The 19,810-nt window shown below is 73.2% G+C and carries 12 protein-coding genes; 2 read left to right on the plus strand and 10 right to left on the minus strand.

Features of this window, described 5'->3' with window-relative positions:
• Positions 1–42: 42 nt before the first annotated feature.
• The 10 genes from F8279_RS23425 to argS form a co-directional block, all read right to left on the minus strand.
• A complete protein-coding gene (locus F8279_RS23425) occupies positions 43–3,498 on the minus strand; it encodes a phosphodiester glycosidase family protein (protein WP_151501078.1) in 3,456 nt (1,151 codons plus the stop codon).
• A gap of 142 nt (positions 3,499–3,640) precedes the next feature.
• Positions 3,641–5,740, minus strand: a complete 2,100-nt coding sequence (gene rho / locus F8279_RS23430) for a transcription termination factor Rho (protein WP_151501079.1) — start codon at positions 5,738–5,740, stop codon at positions 3,641–3,643.
• A 335-nt stretch (positions 5,741–6,075) separates the two neighbouring features.
• Positions 6,076–6,978: a homoserine kinase gene (thrB, locus tag F8279_RS23435; protein WP_151501080.1), complete on the minus strand. Its 903-nt coding sequence runs from the start codon at positions 6,976–6,978 to the stop codon at positions 6,076–6,078.
• 64 nt (positions 6,979–7,042) lie between these two features.
• Positions 7,043–8,287, minus strand: a complete 1,245-nt coding sequence (locus F8279_RS23440) for an MFS transporter (protein WP_151501081.1) — start codon at positions 8,285–8,287, stop codon at positions 7,043–7,045.
• Positions 8,288–8,296: 9 nt separating this feature from the next.
• Positions 8,297–9,118 carry a polysaccharide deacetylase family protein gene (locus F8279_RS23445; RefSeq protein ID WP_091422548.1) on the minus strand — a complete coding sequence of 274 codons (822 nt, stop codon included), beginning with the start codon at positions 9,116–9,118 and terminating at the stop codon, positions 8,297–8,299.
• 117 nt (positions 9,119–9,235) lie between these two features.
• Positions 9,236–12,475: an efflux RND transporter permease subunit gene (locus tag F8279_RS23450; protein WP_151501082.1), complete on the minus strand. Its 3,240-nt coding sequence runs from the start codon at positions 12,473–12,475 to the stop codon at positions 9,236–9,238.
• 113 nt (positions 12,476–12,588) lie between these two features.
• Entirely contained in the window at positions 12,589–13,638 is a 1,050-nt protein-coding gene (gene thrC, locus F8279_RS23455; protein WP_091422543.1) for a threonine synthase, read from the minus strand.
• Positions 13,639–13,750: 112 nt separating this feature from the next.
• A complete protein-coding gene (locus F8279_RS23460; RefSeq protein ID WP_013288280.1) occupies positions 13,751–15,055 on the minus strand; it encodes a homoserine dehydrogenase in 1,305 nt (434 codons plus the stop codon).
• Complete coding sequence (lysA, locus tag F8279_RS23465; RefSeq protein ID WP_091422540.1) at positions 15,052–16,461, minus strand: diaminopimelate decarboxylase; 1,410 nt, start codon at positions 16,459–16,461, stop codon at positions 15,052–15,054. Before lysA ends, F8279_RS23460 begins: the two co-directional genes overlap by 4 nt.
• 60 nt (positions 16,462–16,521) lie before the next feature.
• Positions 16,522–18,189 carry an arginine--tRNA ligase gene (argS, locus tag F8279_RS23470; RefSeq protein ID WP_120573336.1) on the minus strand — a complete coding sequence of 556 codons (1,668 nt, stop codon included), beginning with the start codon at positions 18,187–18,189 and terminating at the stop codon, positions 16,522–16,524.
• 98 nt (positions 18,190–18,287) lie between these two features.
• Here argS and F8279_RS23475 point away from each other — a divergent pair, with 98 nt between their 5' ends.
• Together F8279_RS23475 and F8279_RS23480 are read left to right on the plus strand one after the other, a co-directional pair.
• Positions 18,288–19,124, plus strand: a complete 837-nt coding sequence (locus tag F8279_RS23475; protein ID WP_091422533.1) for a DUF3105 domain-containing protein — start codon at positions 18,288–18,290, stop codon at positions 19,122–19,124.
• A gap of 10 nt (positions 19,125–19,134) precedes the next feature.
• Complete coding sequence (locus F8279_RS23480) at positions 19,135–19,809, plus strand: DUF305 domain-containing protein (RefSeq protein WP_091422529.1); 675 nt, start codon at positions 19,135–19,137, stop codon at positions 19,807–19,809.
• Position 19,810: the final 1 nt, after the last annotated feature.

The following is a 19,810-nucleotide window of genomic DNA, read 5'->3' on the forward strand; positions in this document are numbered from 1 at the left end:
CTCGGAGATGTGGATAAGGGGCAGGCCCCGGCCCCTGGGGGGTCAGGCCGCGGGGGTCCGGACCGTGGCGACGGTGGTCACCTGGGTCTCGGCCTTCACTCCGTTCACCGTCACCGTCAGCTGCACCTGAGCGCCGGGGCGCAGGGCGGTGAGCGTGCCGGTGGCCGGGTCGAAGCGGGCGGCGTGCCAGGGGCGTACGCCCGCCGCGCCGCCGATGTGCAGGTTCGGCGAGCCGGACCAGTCGGCGCTGACCGGCGCTGCCACCGGCACCTGCCGGCCGCTGGGCTGGGTGAGCGTGGCGGTGACGTCCACCGGCGCTCCCCGGCGCACCTCGGCCGGCGCGGTCACCGCGAGCCGGTCGACGTGGGCGTGCATCTCCGCCGCAACCCATTGCGGTCCCTCGGCGAGCGGGTCACGGCGGGCCCGCTCGGCCTCCCCCGGCGTCACCGGGTCCACGCCGAACTCGGTCCAGCCGGTGAACCCGCCGAGCGCCGCCGGGGTGGACGGGTCCTTGCCCGAGTTGCCGTTGATCACGTACGGCACGCCGTCCACCCGGTCGGCGTGGAACGTGCCGACGTGGCCGTTGACCATCAGCGCGCCCTTGCCGGTGCGGTGCTGGAAGTCGGCCAGCCACTGCTCGACCAGTGCCGCCTCCTTGCGGTCGCCGAGCTGACTGGCCTTGGCCGGGCTCGGGTCGCGCGGCGGGTGGTGGAAGAACACCGCCACCGAGCCCACCGAGCGGTCGGCGGCGGCCTGGTCGAGCGTACGGCGCAGCAGTTCCACCTGGTCGAACCCGCCTCCGCGCAGCGACCCGGTGGCCGTGCTCAGCGTGAGGAACCGCGTGCCCCGGTGGTCGAAGACGCGCGAGGTGTCCCCGAAGACGCTGCGGAAGTTGTCGATCGGCGCGCCCATGATCTCGTGGTTGCCCGGCACGTAGTGGTAGGGCACCTCGCCGCCCAGTTCCTCGTCGAGGATGCGCTTGGCCAGTGCGAAGTCCGCCGGGTAGGCGGTGTCCACGAAGTCGCCGTTGATGATCAGGAAGTCCGGCCGGGCGGCGCGGACCTCGCGCAGCGTACGGCGGGCCTGGGCGACCAGGTCGCTGTCCGGGTTCGCGGCGACGAACTGGGCGTCGGAGAGCACCGCGAAGCGCCAGGGCGCCCCATCCACGGTGCCGTCGCGCACCACCACCCGGTCGGTGCGGTTCGGCTCCGGCGGCGCCTGCACGTCCGGCGGCACCCGCGCCACCAGGTCGTCGATCACCACCTCGCTGTGGTACTGCTTGGCCGGGTCGGTCTCGGCCACGTAGAACCGGCGCACCCGCACCGGGTACTGCACGCCCGGCGGTACGGCGAACTCGACGTACTTCCAGCCGGTCCAGTCCAGGTACGGGCCGCGCAGCACGAACTGGGTGTCCTGCGCGTCGTGCAGGTGCAGGCTGGGCCACTCGCCGGTGCCGTTGGCCTTGATCCACATACCGAACGCCTGCGGCTGGCCGGGGACGTCGATCCAGGCGGGCGGGTCGGCGTACGCGGCCCGGGTGCCGGTGGACTGGCTGAAGTCGTACGACATCCGCAGCCCGCCGCCGGTGTGCCCCTCGGCCGGGGCGACCGCCCCGGAGGCGCGGGCCTGGCTGAACTTCCAGGACGCGGCGTCATCGAACCCGGCCACCGGCACGTCGGTCAGCCCGACGGTCACCGGCAGGACCGTGCTGCGGTTGCCGACCCGCGCGGTGACCAGCGCCGAGCCGGTCGCGGCGAGCGCCTTGACGGAGAGGTTGCCGTCGGCGGTGGGGGTGACGGAGAGCAGCTCGCTGTCGTACTCCAGCTTCAGGTCGGCGGGCTCGATCGGCGCGGTGTTGCCCTCGGCGTCGTAGCCGACCACGCCGAACAGGCCGCTGTCGCCGGCCCGGTCCAGGCCGACCCGGTCGACGGTCCCGTCGATGCGCGCCAGCGGGCCGAGCACTGTCAGCTCGATCGTCCCCCGGGCCCGGCCGCGTGCGGCCGTGACAGTGCTGCGGCCGGGGACGGCGGCCCGGAACACGCCGTCGCCGTCCACCCGGCCGTGGGTGGCGTGCCAGCGCGGCTCGCCTGCCGCCGGGCCGTACGTCTCGTCGTATCCGGCGGCGGTGAGCCGGCGGGTGAGGCCGGGGAAGACCCGGTCCGGCCGGCCGCCGCGCACCGGCGCGACGCCGGGTGCGGCGGTCGGGTCGCTGGCGGTCTCCAGCCAGTAGCCGGTGAGCCGGCCGCTGCCCTTCGGGGCGTAGACGGCGAGCCCGTTCGGCACCGGCCGCTCGCTGCCGTCGGACGGGCTGTTCTCCACCTGAACCGTGGCCGCGCCGGGCTCCCGGGCCAGCAGCGTGGAGGAGCCGCCGCCGTCGAGGTTGAGCGCGTTCGCGGCGCCCAGCTCGGCCATCATGCGGCCCATCTCGGTCTGGGTGACGCCCCGGCTGTCCACCTGCCGCCCGTCCACCGTCAGCATGATCATCTTCCGGCCGTCGGCGGAGAAGCCGACAGCCGTACGCGGCGCCAGCGACTCGTCGGCGATGCTCTGCACCACGCCGTCGCGGACCAGCACGTTGCCGCCGCCGACGGCGGCGCGCAGGTCGCCGCCGTCGGAGGCCCGCGGCCGCCAGGTCAGGTCCACCGCGTCACCGGGACGCAGCGCGGCGAGCGCGTCGACGCCGGCCTCGCGGCCGAGCAGCACGGTGCTGCCGGCCGGGATCGGCCCCTCGCCCGCCGTGGTGGCGACGCTCGCCACCCGGCCGCCGGTCACCGTCACCTCGACCGTCCGGGCCGCGCCCTCCACGGCCCGCTTGCGGGTGTACGACCCCCAGAGCGGCGTGAACACGCCCACGCCGTCGCGCTGCACGATGTTGTTGAACTGGGTGAGCGGCACCGGCCCGGCGGGCAGCGTCGCGGTGCCCTCGAAGCCGACCTCGACGACCCGGCCGATGCCCTGGGCGCTGATCCCGACCGCGTTGGGGTGCCCGGCCACGGGCGACTGCACCAGCTCGCCGGAGCGGACGCCGACGCCCTGGGCGGCTCCGGAGTTGTTGATGTCGAAGAAGTCGCCGTTCACCGCCGCGACGGCACGGGACCGGTCCACCGCGGCGCGCAGCGGCTCGTCCTTCGTGACCTCGCCGGAGTTCACGTAGTCCACTGTCAGCCCGCCGGCCAGGTCGGCGGTGAGGGCGTCGGCGCGCAGCCAGCCGGCCGCGTCGTACCTGTCGAAGGAGGTCAGGTCGAGGCCGGGCGCGACCGGCCGGGTGGTCTTGGCGGTCTCCAGGCCGCCGGCCGGTTCCAGACCGGCGAGCGCGACGGCGGAGTCGGGACGGGACGAGGCGCGTGGCGCGTCCTCGGCGGAGGTGGCGGTGGCGGCCGACGGCGCGACAGCCGACGGCGCGGCCGTGGCGGCGGACGGCACCGGCGCGGTGAGTGTCAGCAACGGCGTCAGCAGCAGGACGCCGGCGAGATGGGCGGGTCGACTGCGGGTTCGCATGGACGACAGTCAACCCGACGGTGAACAGAAGTTTCAATACCTCGCGGCTTAACCGTAGAAAAACTTCACGGTCGGCCGCCCGGTACGCGAACGAGGGGCACGGCCGATGTGGCCGTGCCCCTCGTTCGTCGGATCCGTCAGCTCACTCGCCCGGAGTGGACTTCGCGATCTGCATCAGGAACTCGATGTTGGTGCGGGACTGCTTGAGCCGGTCCAGCAGGAGGTCGAGCGCCGCCTGCGAGTCCAGCGAGTGCAGCACCTTGCGGAGCTTGTGGATGATCGCCAGCTCCTCCGGCGCGAGCAGGACCTCCTCCTTGCGGGTGCCGGAGGGGTTGATGTCGATCGCCGGGAAGACCCGCTTGTCGGCGATCTTCCGGTCCAGCTTCAGCTCGGCGTTACCCGTGCCCTTGAACTCCTCGAAGATGACCGTGTCCGCCATGGACCCGGTCTCCACCAGCGCGGTGGCGAGAATGGTCAGCGAGCCGCCGTTCTCGATGTTGCGCGCCGCGCCGAGGAAGCGCTTGGGCGGGTAGAGCGCCGTGGAGTCGATACCACCCGACATGATCCGGCCGCTGGCCGGCGCCGCCAGGTTGTACGACCGCCCGAGCCGCGTCACCGAGTCGAGCAGCACGACCACGTCGTGCCCCAGCTCGACCAGGCGCTTCGCCCGCTCGATCGCCAGCTCGGCGACGGTGGTGTGGTCCTGCGGCGGACGGTCGAACGTGGCCGCGATGACCTCGCCCTTCACCGACCGCTGCATGTCGGTGACCTCTTCCGGCCGCTCGTCCACCAGCACCACCATCAGGTGGCACTCCGGGTTGTTGCGGGTGATCGCGTTCGCGATCGCCTGCAGCACCATCGTCTTACCGGCCTTCGGCGGCGACACGATGAGTGCCCGCTGGCCCTTGCCGATCGGCATGACCAGGTCGATCACCCGGGTGGTGAGGATGTGCGGCTCGGTCTCCAGCCGCAGGCGCTCCTGCGGGTAGAGCGGCGTCAGCTTGTAGAACTCCGGCCGGCGCTTCGCCTCGTCCGGCTCCATCCCGTTGATGGTGTCCAGCCGGACCAGCGGGTTGTACTTGTCGCGCCGCTGCTCGCCGTCCCGCGCGGCCCGCACGGCGCCGGTGATCGCGTCACCGCGGCGCAGGCCGTACTTCTTGATCTGGGACATCGAGACGTACACGTCGTTCGGGCCGGCCAGGTAGCCGGTGGTCCGGACGAAGGCGTAGTTGTCGAGCACGTCGATGATGCCGGCGACCGGGACGAGCACGTCGTCCTCGCCGACCTGCGGCTCACGGCCGCCACCGCCACCGCTGTCGCCCTCGCCCCGCTCGCCACGGCCGCGACGGCGGTCCCGGAACCGGCTGCGCCGGCCGCGCCGGCCGCCGCCCTCGTCGTCGTCGTCGTTGTCCCGCTCGGCGCGCTGACCACGGTCGTTGCGGTCACCACGGTCGTTGCGGTCGCCGCGCTCGTTGCGCTCGGCGCGCTCGCCCCGGTCGGCCCGCTCGTTGCGGTCGCCCCGCTCGGCTCGGTCACCACGGTCGTTGCGGTCACCACGGTCGTTGCGCTCGCCGCGCTCGGCCCGCTCGCCGCCACGGTCGGCCCGCTCGCCGCCACGCTCGCCACGGTCGGCCCGGTCGCCGCCACGGTCGGCCCGGTCACCGCCACGCTCGGCCCGGTCACCGCCACGCTCACGGCCCCGGCCCTCGTTGCGCTCACCGCGCTCGGCCCGGTCACCGCCACGCTCGGACCGCTCGCCGGTCTCGGCGGGCGCCTCCTCGGCGCGCGTCGTCTCGGCCGGCCGGGTCTCGGCCGCCGGCGTCTCGACCGGTCGGGCCTCGGTGGTCGCGGCGGCTGCCCGGCTGCGGCGACCACGGGTACGACCCTCGGTCACCTCGGCGGCCGGCGCCTGCTCGGCGGGGCGTGCCTCGGCCCGCTCCTCACGGACCTCCGCGTGCACCTCCTCACGGGCGGGAGCGGCCGCAGCCGCCACCTCGGCTCGCGGTCGAGGGGTTCCGGCCGCGGCGCCGCCCTGCTGCCGCTCGGTGATGGCAGTGATCAGCTCGCCCTTGCGCATGCGAGCGGTACCAGAGATGCCGAGCGACGCGGCCAGGCTCTGGAGCTCCGGCAGCAGCATCGCCGACAGACCGGTGCCGCTCCGCCGGCGGCGCGTGGGGGCGGCGGTGGTGGCATCGCCAGCGACGTTGGAAACATCCGACGTCACGTCGGTGGTGTCGCTCAATGGATTCCTTCCCTCGATAGGCCGGGCTGCCCGGAGTCGTGGAACCAGGTGGCCGGGCGGCCTCGGTGCACCCGCCTCGCATGACGCGTCGCGGGAGTCTGTGACACAGCAGCCGGTGGTTTCCCGACTCACCACCATCGGTGAGCAGGTCTCGCCGTCTGCGGCGACCTTTGGAAACTGCGGCGCGGCGTGGGCCTTGAGCAGGGGTGACGGGCTACCGCCGAGAGCTTCGGGGGTGCGCCGAACCGCAGGAAGATCGCATGCTTCGCGGCTGTGCTAGGTCTAGAGCGTAATCGCCTCGTCCGACCTGCGGCAACAGGGCCCCGCTCGGCGTGTCAAAGTCTACCCCGGATGACCCGGGCACCGCTGACATCTATCGGCAACTCCCACCGGCGCCAATCTGTTCCCGCCTGGAATCCCGCCGGGACCTCGGAGAGCGCCAGCACGGTCGGGCCCGCCCCACTGACCACAGCCGCCACATCCGCCGCACGCAACGCGGCGACGAGCGCCGCCGTGGCCGGCATCCCCGGCGCCCGCTGGTCCTGGTGCAGCCGGTCGACGGTGGCGGGCAGCAGCAGCGCGGGATCGGCCGTCAGCGCGTGCACCAGCAGGGCCGCCCGGCCCGCGTTCGACGCGGCGTCGGCGTGCGGCACGGTGGCCGGCAGCGCCGCCCGGGCCACCGAGGTCAGGCCGCGCTCGGCCGGCACGAAGACGGTCGGGCGCACGGCCGGCGCCACCGGCAGCGAGACAGCCCGCGCGCCGCCCGGTTCCGTCCAGGCGATCGTGAAGCCGCCGAGCAGACAGGGCGCGACGTTGTCCGGATGCCCCTCCAGCTCCGCCGCCAGCCGCAGCGCGGCGTCGTCGTCCATCCGCTGCTCGCCGTCGGCCACCAGCGCGCGGGCCGCCAGCACCCCGGCCACGATCGCCGCCGACGACGAACCGAGCCCTCGGGCCTGCGGGATGCGGTTGACGCACTCCAGCGCCAGGCCGGCCGGCTGCGCGCCGAGCGCGTCGAAGGTGGCCCGCATGGCCGTGACGATCAGGTGCCGCTCGTCCGACGGCAGCTCACCTGCGCCCTCGCCGGTGACCGACACCCGTACGCCGCCACCTGTCACCTCGGCCGTGACGTCGTCGTGGCGGCCGAGGGCCAGCCCGAGCGCGTCGAAGCCGGGGCCCAGGTTGGCGCTGGTCGCGGGCACCTGGACCCGCACCGGGCCGGGGGTGAATGTGGTCGGCACCGGCTCATGCTAGGACGTCACCCCGACAGTCCGGCCGGACCGCCCGGAGCGTGGGACCGGCGTGTCAGCCGGCGCGCTCGGTGGCCGGCGTGTCGACCGGGTCGGTGAGCGAGAGCCGCCGGGTGGCGAACCGCCAGCCGATCGCGTACACGACGGTGACCAGGCCACAGCCGGCCAGCACGGTGCGCTCGTCCACCCGGTCCACCACGAGCGCCACCACCAGCTGGCTCACCGCGATGGCGAGCGTCGCCAGCATCATGTCGGTGGCGAAGACCCGGCCACGGAGCCGGTCCGGCACCTCGCCCTGCAACGCATAGTTGGACAGCACCCAGTTGCTGCCGCCGCCCAGGTGCGCCAGGAAGACCAGGACCAGCACCAGCGGGAACCAGGTCACCACCGAGGCGCCCAGGTAGGCCAGGCCGTACATCGACATGGACAGCGCCAGGCCGGTGAGCAGCCAGGCCCGGTTGCTCAGCACCCGGCGCATCATGATCGGGCCGACCAGTGCCCCGGCGCCGCGGGCGGCGAAGAGCAGCCCGGCACCGACCGCGCCGACGCCGTACACGCCCGCGAGCAGCGGGAAGACGGTGAGCACGCCGTTGCCCAGGCCGACCGCCGACTTGACAGTGACCAGCGCCAGCACGCGCGGGCGGTGGGCGATGTAACGCAGGGCCTCCCGGATCGCCGCCCAGGTGCGCGGCACCGGCGCCGCCGGGTCGCGTGGCGCCTGCAACGGCCGGCGGATCAGCGCGGCCAGGCCCGCGGCGGCGACCAGGCCGACGGCGGCCACCCAGAAGCTGGCGTACGGGCCGGCGACGGCGCTCAGGATGCCGCCGAGCGAGGCGCCGACCACGGTCATCGTGCCCCATGCCGAGCCGGCGACCGCGTTGCCGGCAGCCAGGTCCTCCGGGTCGACCACGTTCGGCAGCGCGGCCTGGGCGGCGGGCGAGTAGAACGCCTTCGCCACCGCCACCAGCGCGATCGCCGCCAGCGCCAGCCAGGCCGTACCGGCGCTGCGCACGCCGAGCAGCAGCAGCACGCCGGCCAGCGCGCCCACGTTCGCCACCATCATCACCTTGCGGCGGTCGAACCGGTCGGCGACGGTCCCGGCGTACGGGAGCAGCAACGCGGTGGTGCCGGTGTCCACCGCCAGCACCAGCGCGCCCCAGACGCCGCTGCCGGTCAGGTCGGGCAACAGCACCAGCAGCGGCACCATGACGAACCAGTCCGCGCCGAAGACCACCAGCTCGGCGAGGAACAGATGGCGGAAGTCGCGGTTGCGGACGAGGACCGACAGGGTGGGTGACACGCGGGCACCCTACCGGGCCGCCCCTGACGTGGCAGCGCGGCGCAGCAGGTCGGAGACCGTGACGAAGGTGTATCCCCGGGCCCGCAGACCGTTGATCATGTCGGGCAGGCCGCGGAGCGCGACGAGCCGGCCGTCGTTGCCGACGTCGTGGCCGAGCAGGATCGTGCCGGGGCGCACGTCGGCGACGATCCGCCGGGCGTGGCCGGCCGGGTCGTGCGGGAACTCGCCCTCGACCATCTGGAGCGTCCAGAGCACCAGGCGGTAGCCCAGCCGGGCCGACGCGTACAGCACCGACCCGCCCAGGTGCCCCCAGGGCGGGCGGAGCAGCCGGGGCGCCGAACCGGTGGCCGCCGTGATCGCGTCGTGGCTGCGGCGCAGGTCGTCGTAGACCGTGGCGGCGTCCATCCGGGCCAGGTCGCGGTGCGCCCAGCTGTGGTTGCCGACCTCGTGGGCGTCCATCCGGCCGCGGACCAGCGCGGCGTGCTCGCGGGCCCGCTCACCGACCAGGAAGAAGGTGGCCGGCACCCGGTGCTCGTCGAGCGTGTCGAGCACCATCGGGGTCCACTGTGGGCGGGGGCCATCGTCGAAGGTGAGCGCCACCAGGGGTTCCTCGGTGCGTACGCCCCAGACGACCTGCAGCCCGCCGGTGCCGACGTCCTGGTGGCGGTTGCCGAGCGTGGCACTCGCCGGCCCACCCGCGATCGGGAGCCGGCGGTCGGCCACCCAGGTGCTCTCGGCGGTCGCGAACGAGCCGACCGCGGCCCCGCCGAGCAGCAGCGCGGAGCGGCGCAGCACGGCACGCCGATCCCACCGGCCCGCACCCCCCGCCATCGCACCCCCGAACCGAAAGTAGGCAGCAGCTCACCGAGCGTACCGTTCGACGCGGTTCCGGTGTGTCCCGCGCGCCGAGGTGCCGGGAGGGGCCCGCGCGGAGCCCCTCCCGGTCCGTCACTCGGTGGGCGGCAGCGGCGACTGGCGGCTCTTGGGCAGGCGGAGCACCTCGAACTGGTCGGTGCCGTCGACCAGCGCGCCCGACGGGCGGGCCGGCGGCGGCGCCACCACGGCCCGCTCCTCGGCGCGCTCCCCGCCGCCGACCCCCACCGGCACCGGGTCCGGCTGCGGTTCGACCGGCTCGGGAGCGCCGCCCCGCCGCCGGTTCCGGAACGAGCCCTTGGTGTGCTCGACCATCGTGTAGAGCGTCGGCACCAGCACCAGCGTCAGCAGCGTCGAACTGAGCAGGCCGCCGATCACCACGATCGCGAGCGGCTTGGAGATGAAGCCGCCCTCACCGGTCAGGCCGAGCGCCATCGGCAGCAACGCGAAGATGGTGGCGACGGCGGTCATCAGGATCGGCCGCAGCCGGCGGCGGCCGCCCTCGACCACGGCCTCGGTCACGTCCATGCCCCGGGCCCGGTACTGGTTGATCAGGTCCAGCAGCACGATCGCGTTCGTCACCACGATGCCGACGAGCATGAGCACGCCGATCAGCGCCGGCACACCCAGCGGAGTACCGGTGACCAGCAGCAGCCCGATCGCGCCGGTCGCGGCGAACGGCACCGAGATCAGCAGGATCAGCGCCTGGGTCAGGCTGCGGAACGTGGCCACCATGATCAGGAAGACGATCGCGATGGCGGCCAGCACCGCGAGACCGAGGTCCGCGAACGCGTCGGCCTGGTCGGCGCTGACGCCGCCGATCACGTACGTGGCGCCCGGCACGTCGAGCGCGTCCAGCCGCTTCTGCAACTCCTGCGTGGTGGCGCCGAGGTTCGAGCCGGTCGCCGTGCCGGTGACCGAGACGCTGCGCTCCCCGTCGATCCGGGTCACCTGCTGCGGGCCGTCGACCTGCTCGACGTCGGCGATCGCGTCCAGCGGCACCGCGCCGACCCGCAGCGCCCGCAGCTCGTCAACGGTCAGGGGCGGCCGGGCGCCGCTGCTCAGCACCACGCTCTGCGCCGTGCCGTCGAGCGTCACCTGCCCGAGCGGCGCTCCCCGGTACGTCTGCGCGACGAGCTGCCCGACTGCCGCCTCGGTGAGGCCCGCGCGAGCCGCGGCCACCCGGTCCACTGTCACCTCGACGCGCGGCACCTGGGTGGCCAGGCTGCTGGTGACGTCCTCCACGCCCGGCGTGCCGGCCATCGCGCCCCGTACCGCCTCGGCCGCCCGGGTCAGCGTCTCCTGGTCGGCGGCCTGCACGACCACCTCGACCTGGTTGGCGGAGGCGTTCTGCCCGCCGCCGAACGTCAGCTCGCCCACCTCCGGGCCGAGCGCGTCGAGCTCCTTGCGCAGGCCCTGCCGTACCGTCGCGGCGTCGGTGTCGTCGGAGAGCGAGAGCGACCAGGTGGCCCGGTCGCTGCCGCCGCCGGCGAACGGGTTGTCCCCGCCACCGGCGCTGACCTGGTAGGTCTCCACGCCCGGGGTACGCCGCAGCACCTCCTCGACCCGCGCGGCGGCCCGGTCGGTCCCGGCGAGCGAGGTGCCGGCCGGCATCTCCTGCCGGATCGCGAGCGTGTCCTGGCCGGAGTCGTCCAGGAAGTTGGTCTCCAACTTCTGCGCCAGGCCGAACGTGCCCAGGAGCACGAGCAGGCCGAGGCCGACGGTGGCCCAGCGGGTCTTCCGCGAGCGGGTGGCGAAGTCGATCACCGGCAGGTACGCCCGCTGCAGCGGGTTGCGCAGCTCCTTCTCCTCGGCGGCGTGCCGGGCGGCGGCGTCGTCGGCGCCGCCGCGCGGCCGGAGGAACCAGTACGCCAGCACCGGGATGACGGTCAGCGACACCAGCAGCGAGGCGAGCAGCGCCACCGTCACGGTGATCGCGAACGGGGCGAACAGCTGCCCGACGAAGCCGCCCACCAGGGCGATCGGCGCGAACACGGCGACGGTGGTGAGCGTGGACGCGGTCACCGCGCCGGCCACCTCGCGGACCGCGGTGAGGATCGCGTCCCGCTTCGGTTCGCCGTACTCCAGATGGCGTTTGATGTTCTCCAGCACCACGATGGAGTCGTCCACCACCCGCCCCACGGCGATGGTCAGCGCGCCGAGGGTGAGCAGGTTCAGCGAGTAGTCACCGGACCAGAGCACGATCAGCGCGACCAGCACGGACAGCGGGATGGACACCGCGGTGACCACCGTGGAGCGCACCGACAGCAGGAAGACCAGGATCACCACGACCGCCATGACCAGGCCCAGCAGGCCCTCGGTGGTGAGGCTCTCGATGGACTTCTCGACGAACGGGGCCTGGTCGAAGACCACTGTCAGCTCGGCGCCGGAGGCGGCCGACAGCTCGTCCAGCCGGTCCCGGATCTCGTGCGAGATGTCCACCGCGTTGCCGTCCGGAGCGGCGGTCACCGCGATGCCGAGGCTGGGCTTGCCGTTGGTGCGGGTCAACGAGGTGGCCGGGGCGAGCTGCTGCTCCACCGCTGCCACGTCGCCGAGGCGTACCGGGGCGGCGGGGGCCGTGGTCAGCACGATGCCGCGCAGGTCGTCGAGCGTACGGATGGGCGTGCCCACCTGCACCGGCAGCGACCGGTCGCCGTCGGCGAGCGCGCCCGCCGGCACCGCCACGCCGTTGCTCTTGAGCGCCGAGGCGATGGCGGTCGGCGAGACCTTGGCGGCGGCCAGCTTCGCCGGGTCCGGCGTGATCGTCACGACCTGGTTCCGGGCGCCGGTGACGTCCACCGAGCGGACGCCGTCCAGCGCCTCCAGCTCCGGTACGACGGCGCTGCGCAGCTTCTCCGCCAGCGCCCGCTCGTCGCCGTCACCGGTCGCGGCGACCACCACGGCGGGCAGGTCGTCGGTGCTGCCGGCGATCACCTGCGGGTCGACGCCCTCGGGGAGCTGGGAGTCGATCCGGTTGAGCGCGGTCTCCATCTTGTTGACCACGTCGTCCAGGTCGGTGCCGAACTCGTACTGCACCTGGACCGTCGCCGCGCCCTCGCGCGAGGTCGAGGTGACCTTGTCCAGGCCCGGGATGCCCTTGAGGCTGTTCTCGATCGGCTCGGCGACCTGGGATTCCACAATCTCCGGCGCGGCGCCCGGGTACGTCGCCACGATGAACGCGGCGGGGAACTCCAGCGACGGCAGGAGCTGCTGCTTCAGCGACGGCACGGCGAACAGGCCGAAGGCCGTGGTCACCAACGCGACGAGGGCGATCAGCCCCCGGTTGGCGAGGCTGAATCTGGCGAGCAGCGACATCGGCGTGACTCAACTCCTGGAGAGGTGTCTGCGGGGGTGTCTGAGTCTGCCGCACGCCCTGACACTCCCGGCATCCGCCCCAGCCGATGCCACCGCCGATGAGGCGGGAACCCTCAGACGAGGTCGAGCGAGCGGGCGGCGGCCAGCGCGTCGTTGGCGATGGTCATCGGCGCCGGTGCGGTGGAGATGGCCCACTCCGGGTCCTTCAGGCCGTGCCCGGTGACGGTGCAGACCACCCGCGACCCGGCCGGCACCCGCCCGGCGGCGGCCTGCTGGAGCAGACCGGCGACGCTGGCCGCGCTGCCCAGCTCGACGAAGACGCCCACCTCGCGGGCCAGCAGCCGGTACGCCGACAGGATCTCCCGGTCGGTGACCGCCGAGATCAGACCGTCGGAGGCGTCCCGGGCGTCGATGGCCTTCGTCCAGCTCGCCGGGTTGCCGATCCGGATCGCGGTGGCGATCGTCGACGGCTCCGGCACCACCTGCCCGGTGACGATCGGGGCGGCGCCGGCCGCCTGGAAGCCGTACATCCGGGGGGCCTTCGTGGCGTTGCCGTCGCGCAGGTCCTCGGAGTAGCCCATCCAGTACGCGGTGATGTTTCCGGCGTTGCCGACCGGCAGGCAGTGGATGTCGGGCGCGTCGCCGAGCGCCTCGACGATCTCGAAGGCGGCGGTCTTCTGGCCGTGCAGCCGGTCGATGTTGACGGAGTTGACCAGCGCGACCGGGTAGTCCTGGGCGAGCTTGCCGGCGAGCCCGAGGCAGTCGTCGAAGTTGCCCTGCACCTGGAGCAGCTTCGCGCCGTGCACGAGCGCCTGGGCCAGCTTGCCCAGCGCGATCTTGCCCTGCGGCACCAGCACCGCGCAGGTGATTCCGGCGCGGGCCGCGTACGCGGCGGCGGAGGCGCTGGTGTTGCCGGTGGAGGCGCAGATGATCGCCTTGTCACCGGCCTCGACGGCCTTGGAGACCGCGACCGTCATGCCGCGGTCCTTGAACGAGCCGGTCGGGTTGGCGCCCTCGACCTTGAGCCACACGTCCGCGCCGACCCGGGCGGAGAGCACCGGCGCCGGCAGCAGCGGCGTATTGCCCTCGTGCAGCGTGACGACGGGAGTCGCTCCGGTGACCGGCAGCCGATCCCGGTACGCCTCGATCAGTCCCCGCCACATGTCGTGCTCCTCGCCTCTGTCGCCCCGCTCCGGGGCCTGTCACCAGCGTGGACCAGCCTGCCCGGCCGGCCACCGGCACACCCTGCTCTAACCATCAGGCGGGACGCGTGGGTTACGCGCCACCCTCCACCCGCAGCACACTCGTCACCGAACGGACGATGTCGAGTCCGCGCAGCTCACCGACGGTGGCCGCGAGCGCGGCATCGGGCGCGACGTGGGTGACGATGACCAGTTCGGCGTCCCCGCCGGCCGGGCCCTGGCGGACGGTGGCGATGGACACCTCGTGCCGGGCGAAGACGCCTGCCACCCCGGCCAGCACGCCCGGCCGGTCGGCCACGTCGAGGCTGATGTGGTAGCGGGTGAGCGCCTCACCCATCGGCCGCACCGGCAGGTCCGCGTACGCCGACTCGCTCGCCGCGTGCACCCCGGCGAGGCGGTTGCGGGCCACCGCCACCACGTCGCCGAGCACCGCGCTGGCGGTGGGCGCGCCACCGGCGCCCCGGCCGTAGAACATGAGCTGCCCGGCGGCGTCTGCCTCGACGAAGACCGCGTTGAACGCGTCACCGACGCTCGCGAGCGGATGCGTCAGCGGGATCATCGCCGGGTGCACCCGGACGTTGACGGTCTCCCGGCCCTCCGCGTCGACGCCCCGGGCCGCGATGCAGAGCAGTTTGATCGTGCAGCCCATGGCCTTGGCGCTGGCCACGTCGGCGGCGGTCACCTCGGTGATGCCCTCGCGGTGCACGTCGGCGGCGGTCACCCGGGTGTGGAACGCCAGCGAGGCGAGGATGGCGGCCTTGGCGGCGGCGTCGAAGCCCTCCACGTCGGCCGTCGGGTCGGCCTCGGCGTACCCCAGCTCGGTGGCCTCCTCCAGCGCCTCGGCGAACCCGGCGCCGGTGGCGTCCATGGCGGAGAGGATGAAGTTCGTGGTGCCGTTCACGATGCCGGTGACCCGGGTGATCCGGTCGCCGTGCAGCGACTCGCGCAGCGGGCGCAGCAGCGGGATGGCTCCGGCGACGCTGGCCTCGTAGTAGAGGTCGGCGCCGCCCTCGGCGGCGGCGTCGTGCAGTGCGGCGCCGTCCTCGGCGAGCAGCGCCTTGTTGGCGGTGACCACGCTCTTGCCCGCGCGCAGCGCCTCGACCAGCCAACCCCGGGCCGGCTCGATGCCGCCGACCACCTCGACCACCACGTCCACGTCGTCGCGCTTGATCAGCCCGAGCGCGTCGGTGGTGAACAGCGCCGGGTCGACCGGCAGGTCACCGCGGTCACGGCCGATCCGGCGTACGGCGATCCCGGCGATCTCCAGCGGGGCGCCGATCCGGGCGGCGAGGTCTTCCGACTGCTCGTGCAGCAGTCGGACCACGTCGCTGCCGACAGTGCCGCAGCCGAGCAGCGCCAAGCGAACCGGTGAGGTCATCCCACATCCAATGCCAACAGGTCGTCTTCGGTCTCCCGGCGGACGATCAGCCGCGCCCGACCTTCGCGGACGGCGACGACCGGGGGCCGCGGGACATGGTTGTAGTTGCTCGCCATGCTCCGGCAGTAGGCCCCGGTGCCGGGCACCGCGACAAGATCTCCGGGCTGCACGTCAGCGGGCAGGAATTCATCCTTCACCACGATGTCCCCGGACTCACAATGCTTTCCCACCACGCGGGCGAGCATCGGCTGTGCGGTTGACGTGCGGTTCGCCAGCGTGGCCGAGTACGAGGCGTCGTAGAGCGCGGTACGGATGTTGTCGCTCATCCCCCCGTCCACGCTGACATAAGCACGACCGTCGGCTGCGTCACCGCCAGTGCCTGTCGGCACGGACTTGACGGTCCCGACCTCGTAGAGCGTGAACACGGCCGGGCCGACGATCGCGCGGCCCGGCTCGACGGACAGGTGCGGCACCGCCAGGTTCTCCGCCGCGCACTCCCCGTCGACGATCTTGCGGAGCCGCTTGGCCAGGTCGTGCGGCGTCGCCGGGTCGTCCTGCGTGGTGTACGCGATGCCGAAGCCGCCGCCCAGGTCCAGCTCGGGCAGCTCCACGCCCCGGGCGTCCCGGATCTGCGACTGGAGGGCGAGCACCCGGCGGGCGGACACCTCGAAGCCGCTGGCGTCGAAGATCTGCGAGCCGATGTGCGAGTGCAGGCCGCGCAGCTCCAGCACGTCCTCGTCGAGGATCTTGAACGCGGCCGCCGCGGCGGCGCCGCCCGCGAGCGAGAAGCCGAACTTCTGGTCCTCGTGCGCGGTGGCGATGAACTCGTGGGTGTGCGCCTCCACGCCGACGGTGACCCGGACCAGCACCTTCGGGCGCACGCGGCGCTCGCGGGCCAGCTCGGTGAGCCGGTCGATCTCGGTGAACGAGTCGACGATGATCCGGCCCACGCCGGCGTCCACCGCCCGGGTCAGCTCGGCCACCGACTTGTTGTTGCCGTGGAAGCCGATCCGCGCAGGCGGCATGCCCGCCGACAGCGCGGTGGCCAGCTCACCGCCGGTGCAGACGTCGAGGAAGAGGCCCTCCTCGGCGATCATCCGGACCACGGCGCGGCACAGGAACGCCTTGCCGGCGTAGTAGATGTCCGCGTCCGGGAAGGCCGCCCGGAACTCGCGGCAGCGCCCGCGCAGGTCGTCCTCGTCGAGCACGTACGCCGGGGTGCCGTACTCCGCGGCCAGGTCGCGGACGTCCAGGCCCGCGACGGTGAGCGCGCCGCCGGGGCCGCGCGCCACGTTGCGCGGCCACAGTTGCGGCACCAGGGCGTTGACGTCCACCGGGGTACGCAGCCAGGCCGGCCCCCGGGTTCCGATCTCGCCGTGCAGTGCCCCTGCCTCGTGTGCCCGCATCTCTACTCGTCTCCGCTTCGCGACTGCGGGGCTCGCAAGCTCACTCCTCGCGCTCGCACGCTACATCCGCTCCGGCGCGGACACCCCGAGCAGGTGCAGGCCGTTGGCGATGACCACCCGGGTGGCGTCGTTGAGCCAGAGCCGGGCCCGGTGGGTGTCGGTGATCTCCTCGTCGCCCTGCGGGGCGATCCGGCAGTTGTCGTAGAACCGGTGGTACGCCTGCGCGACGCTCTCCTCCAGGTAGCGGGCCACCCGGTGCGGCTCGCGCAGCTCGGCCGCGGTGGCCACCACCGCGGGGAACTCCGCGAGCGCCTTGAGCAGCTCGTTCTCCTTGTCGTGGCCGAGCAGCTCCGGCTGGAACGCGGCGGCGTCACCACGGGTCAGCCCGATCTCGGCCGCGTTGCGGGCCGCGCCGGCGGTCCGGGCCGCGACGTACTGCACGTAGTAGACCGGGTTGTCGTTCTTGGCCCGGGTCCACAGCTCCACGTCGATGTCGATGGGCGAGTCGGCCGAGTAGCGGGCCAGCGCGTACCGGGCGGCGTCCACGCCGATCGCGTCGACCAGGTCCTCCAGCGTGACCACGGTGCCGGCCCGCTTGCTCATCCGCACCGGGGCGCCGTCGCGGACCAGGTTGACCAGCTGGCCGATGAGGATCTCCAGGTTGCGCGCCGGGTCGTCGCCGAAGCACGCGGACATCGCCTTCATCCGGCCGATGTAGCCGTGGTGGTCGGCGCCCAGCATGATCACGACCCGGTCGAAGCCGCGCTCCCGCTTGTTCAGGTAGTAGGCGCAGTCGGCGGCGAAGTACGTCCACTCGCCGTTGGACTTGCGCAGCACCCGGTCCTTGTCGTCGCCGAACTCGGTGGTGCGCAGCCAGGTCGCGCCCTCGGACTCGAAGACGTGCCCCTGCTCCCGCAGCCGGTCCAGCGCCGCGTCCAGCGCGCCCCCGTCGTGCAGGTCCTTCTCGTTGAAGTAGGTGTCGAACTCCACCCCGAAGTCGCGCAGCGAGGACTTGATCTCGGCGAACATCAGCTGGACGCCCTCGTTCCGGAACACCTCCTGGGCGGCGTCCTCGGTGAGGTCGAGCACATCCGGGCGCAGCCGGACCACCTCGGCGGCGATCTCCGCGATGTACGCCCCGCCGTAGCCGTCCTCCGGCGCGGGCTCGCCCTTGGCGGCGGCCAGCAGCGAGCGGGCGAACCGGTCGATCTGGGAGCCGGCGTCGTTGAAGTAGTACTCGGTGCCCACGTCGGCGCCGGTGGCGCGGAGCAGGCGGCTGAGCGCGTCGCCGACGGCCGCCCAGCGGACCCCGCCGATGTGCACCGGGCCGGTCGGGTTCGCCGAGACGAACTCCAGGTTGATCCGCTGACCGGCGAGCGTGTCGCTGCGCCCGTACGCCGGACCGGCCTCGACGATGACCTTGGCGAGCTGGCCGGCGGCGGCCGCGTCCAGGCGGATGTTCAGGAAGCCGGGCCCGGCGATCTCCACCGACTTGATCCCCGGCGCCTTGGCCAGCTCGTCGGCCAGCGCGGTCGCCAGCTCCCGCGGGGGTACGCCCACCTTCTTGCTGAGCTGGAGCGCCAGCGTCGAGGCGTAGTCACCGTGATCGGGATTACGGGGTCGCTCGACGGTGGTCTGCGCGGGCAGCGCGGCGCGGTCCAGTCCCCGCTCGTCGAAGACGGCGTGGGCTGCGGCGAGGACGACCTCGGCGAGTTCTGCGGGAGTCACTGATCCATGTTATCGGGGGTAGACTCGGGCACCGCGGAGGCGACCCAGCATGTGAACCGGCCCCGCGCTCCCCTGACCGACCGACCTGACGAGGCACGATGAGCATCAGCACCCCGGGCGGCCCGGAACGCCGTCCCACCGTGGTCAGCACCGGCAAGAAGCCGGCCGCCGGCCGGCCCGCGGCTGCCGACAAGCCCGCCGCGAAGGCCGGCTCGGGCAAGGCCGGGGGCGGCAAGGGCACGCCACGGCAGGGCGCCGGAGGCAAGGGCCGCAAGCCGGTCGCCCCGGTGAAGGTGAGCCAGGGCCGTTCGTGGGGCCCGATCGCCCTCTTCGTCGCGGTCGGCGTACTGGCCGTGGGCATCATCGGCGTCGGCGCCTGGGCGGTCTACCAGGGCGGCCAGCCGTGGCAGAAGCGGGCCGAGGCGATCGACGGCATCGTCGACTACCGCGCCAAGGACAAGGACCTGGTCAAGGGCGGCAACCACCAGCCCGGCGCGATCAAGTACGACATCCTCCCGCCGGTCGGCGGCCCGCACAACCAGGCGTGGCAGAACTGCATGGGTGACGTCTACGACGCCCCGATCGCCAACGAGCACGCGGTGCACAGCCTGGAGCACGGCACGGTCTGGATCACCTACCGCCCGGACCTGCCCGCCGATCAGGTGGAGAAGCTCCGCACCAAGGTGCAGGGCAAGGAGAAGACGATGCTCAGCCCGTTCGAGGGGCTGGACAAGCCGATCTCGCTCCAGGCCTGGGGCTACCAGCTCAAGGTCGACAACGCCGACGACGGCCGGATCGACGACTTCATCAAGACCCTGCGGGTGAACGCCTCCATCGAGGGCCCGAACGCGCTCTGCGACCAGGGCGTCACCGCCACCGGCACCACCCCGCGCGACAACCTGCAGAACAACATGCCCCAGCAGCCCACTCAGTGAGGACGCCGCGATGACCGCTCCGGTGACCACCGACAGCGAACTGGACGAGGCTCCGGCCGCCGACCAGGGCGGCCGGGGCGCGGTGCGCCGCTACGGCCTGCTGGCGGTGGCCGCCGCCCTCGTGGTCGGGCTGGTCCTCGGGTACGCGGGCGGGCTGCTCACTCCGACGCTCACCCGTCCGGGTGAGAACTCGGCGGAGGCCGGGTTCGCCCGGGACATGACCGCCCACCACAACCAGGCCGTGGCGATGGGTCTGCTGGCGTTCAACCAGGGCCAGGACCCTGAGGTACGCCAGGTCGGCGTGGACATCGCCACCGGCCAGCAGGGTGAGATCGGCACCATGCAGACCTGGCTGCGGTCCTGGAAGCTGGACCCGACCGGCGAGCAGGCCCCGATGGCGTGGATGAAGGACGGCGGCGGGCTGATCAAGGACGGCCTGATGCCGGGCATGGCGACGCCGGAGGAGATGGCGAAGCTGCGCGCGGCGAGCGGCCGCGAGTTCGACGTGCTCTTCCTCCAGATGATGATCCGCCACCACATCGGCGGGGTGCACATGATCGACGGCATTCTCGACGAGGGAGGCGACGACGACGTGCTGGCGGTCGCCCAGATCATGAAGAACACCCAGCAGAACGACCTGACCAACCTGAGCGCCGCGCTGAAGCGCCTGGGCGGAACCCCGTAAC

Origin of the sequence: Micromonospora sp. AMSO1212t (assembly GCF_008868145.1) — a bacterium.
Lineage (GTDB): Bacteria > Actinomycetota > Actinomycetes > Mycobacteriales > Micromonosporaceae > Micromonospora > Micromonospora tulbaghiae.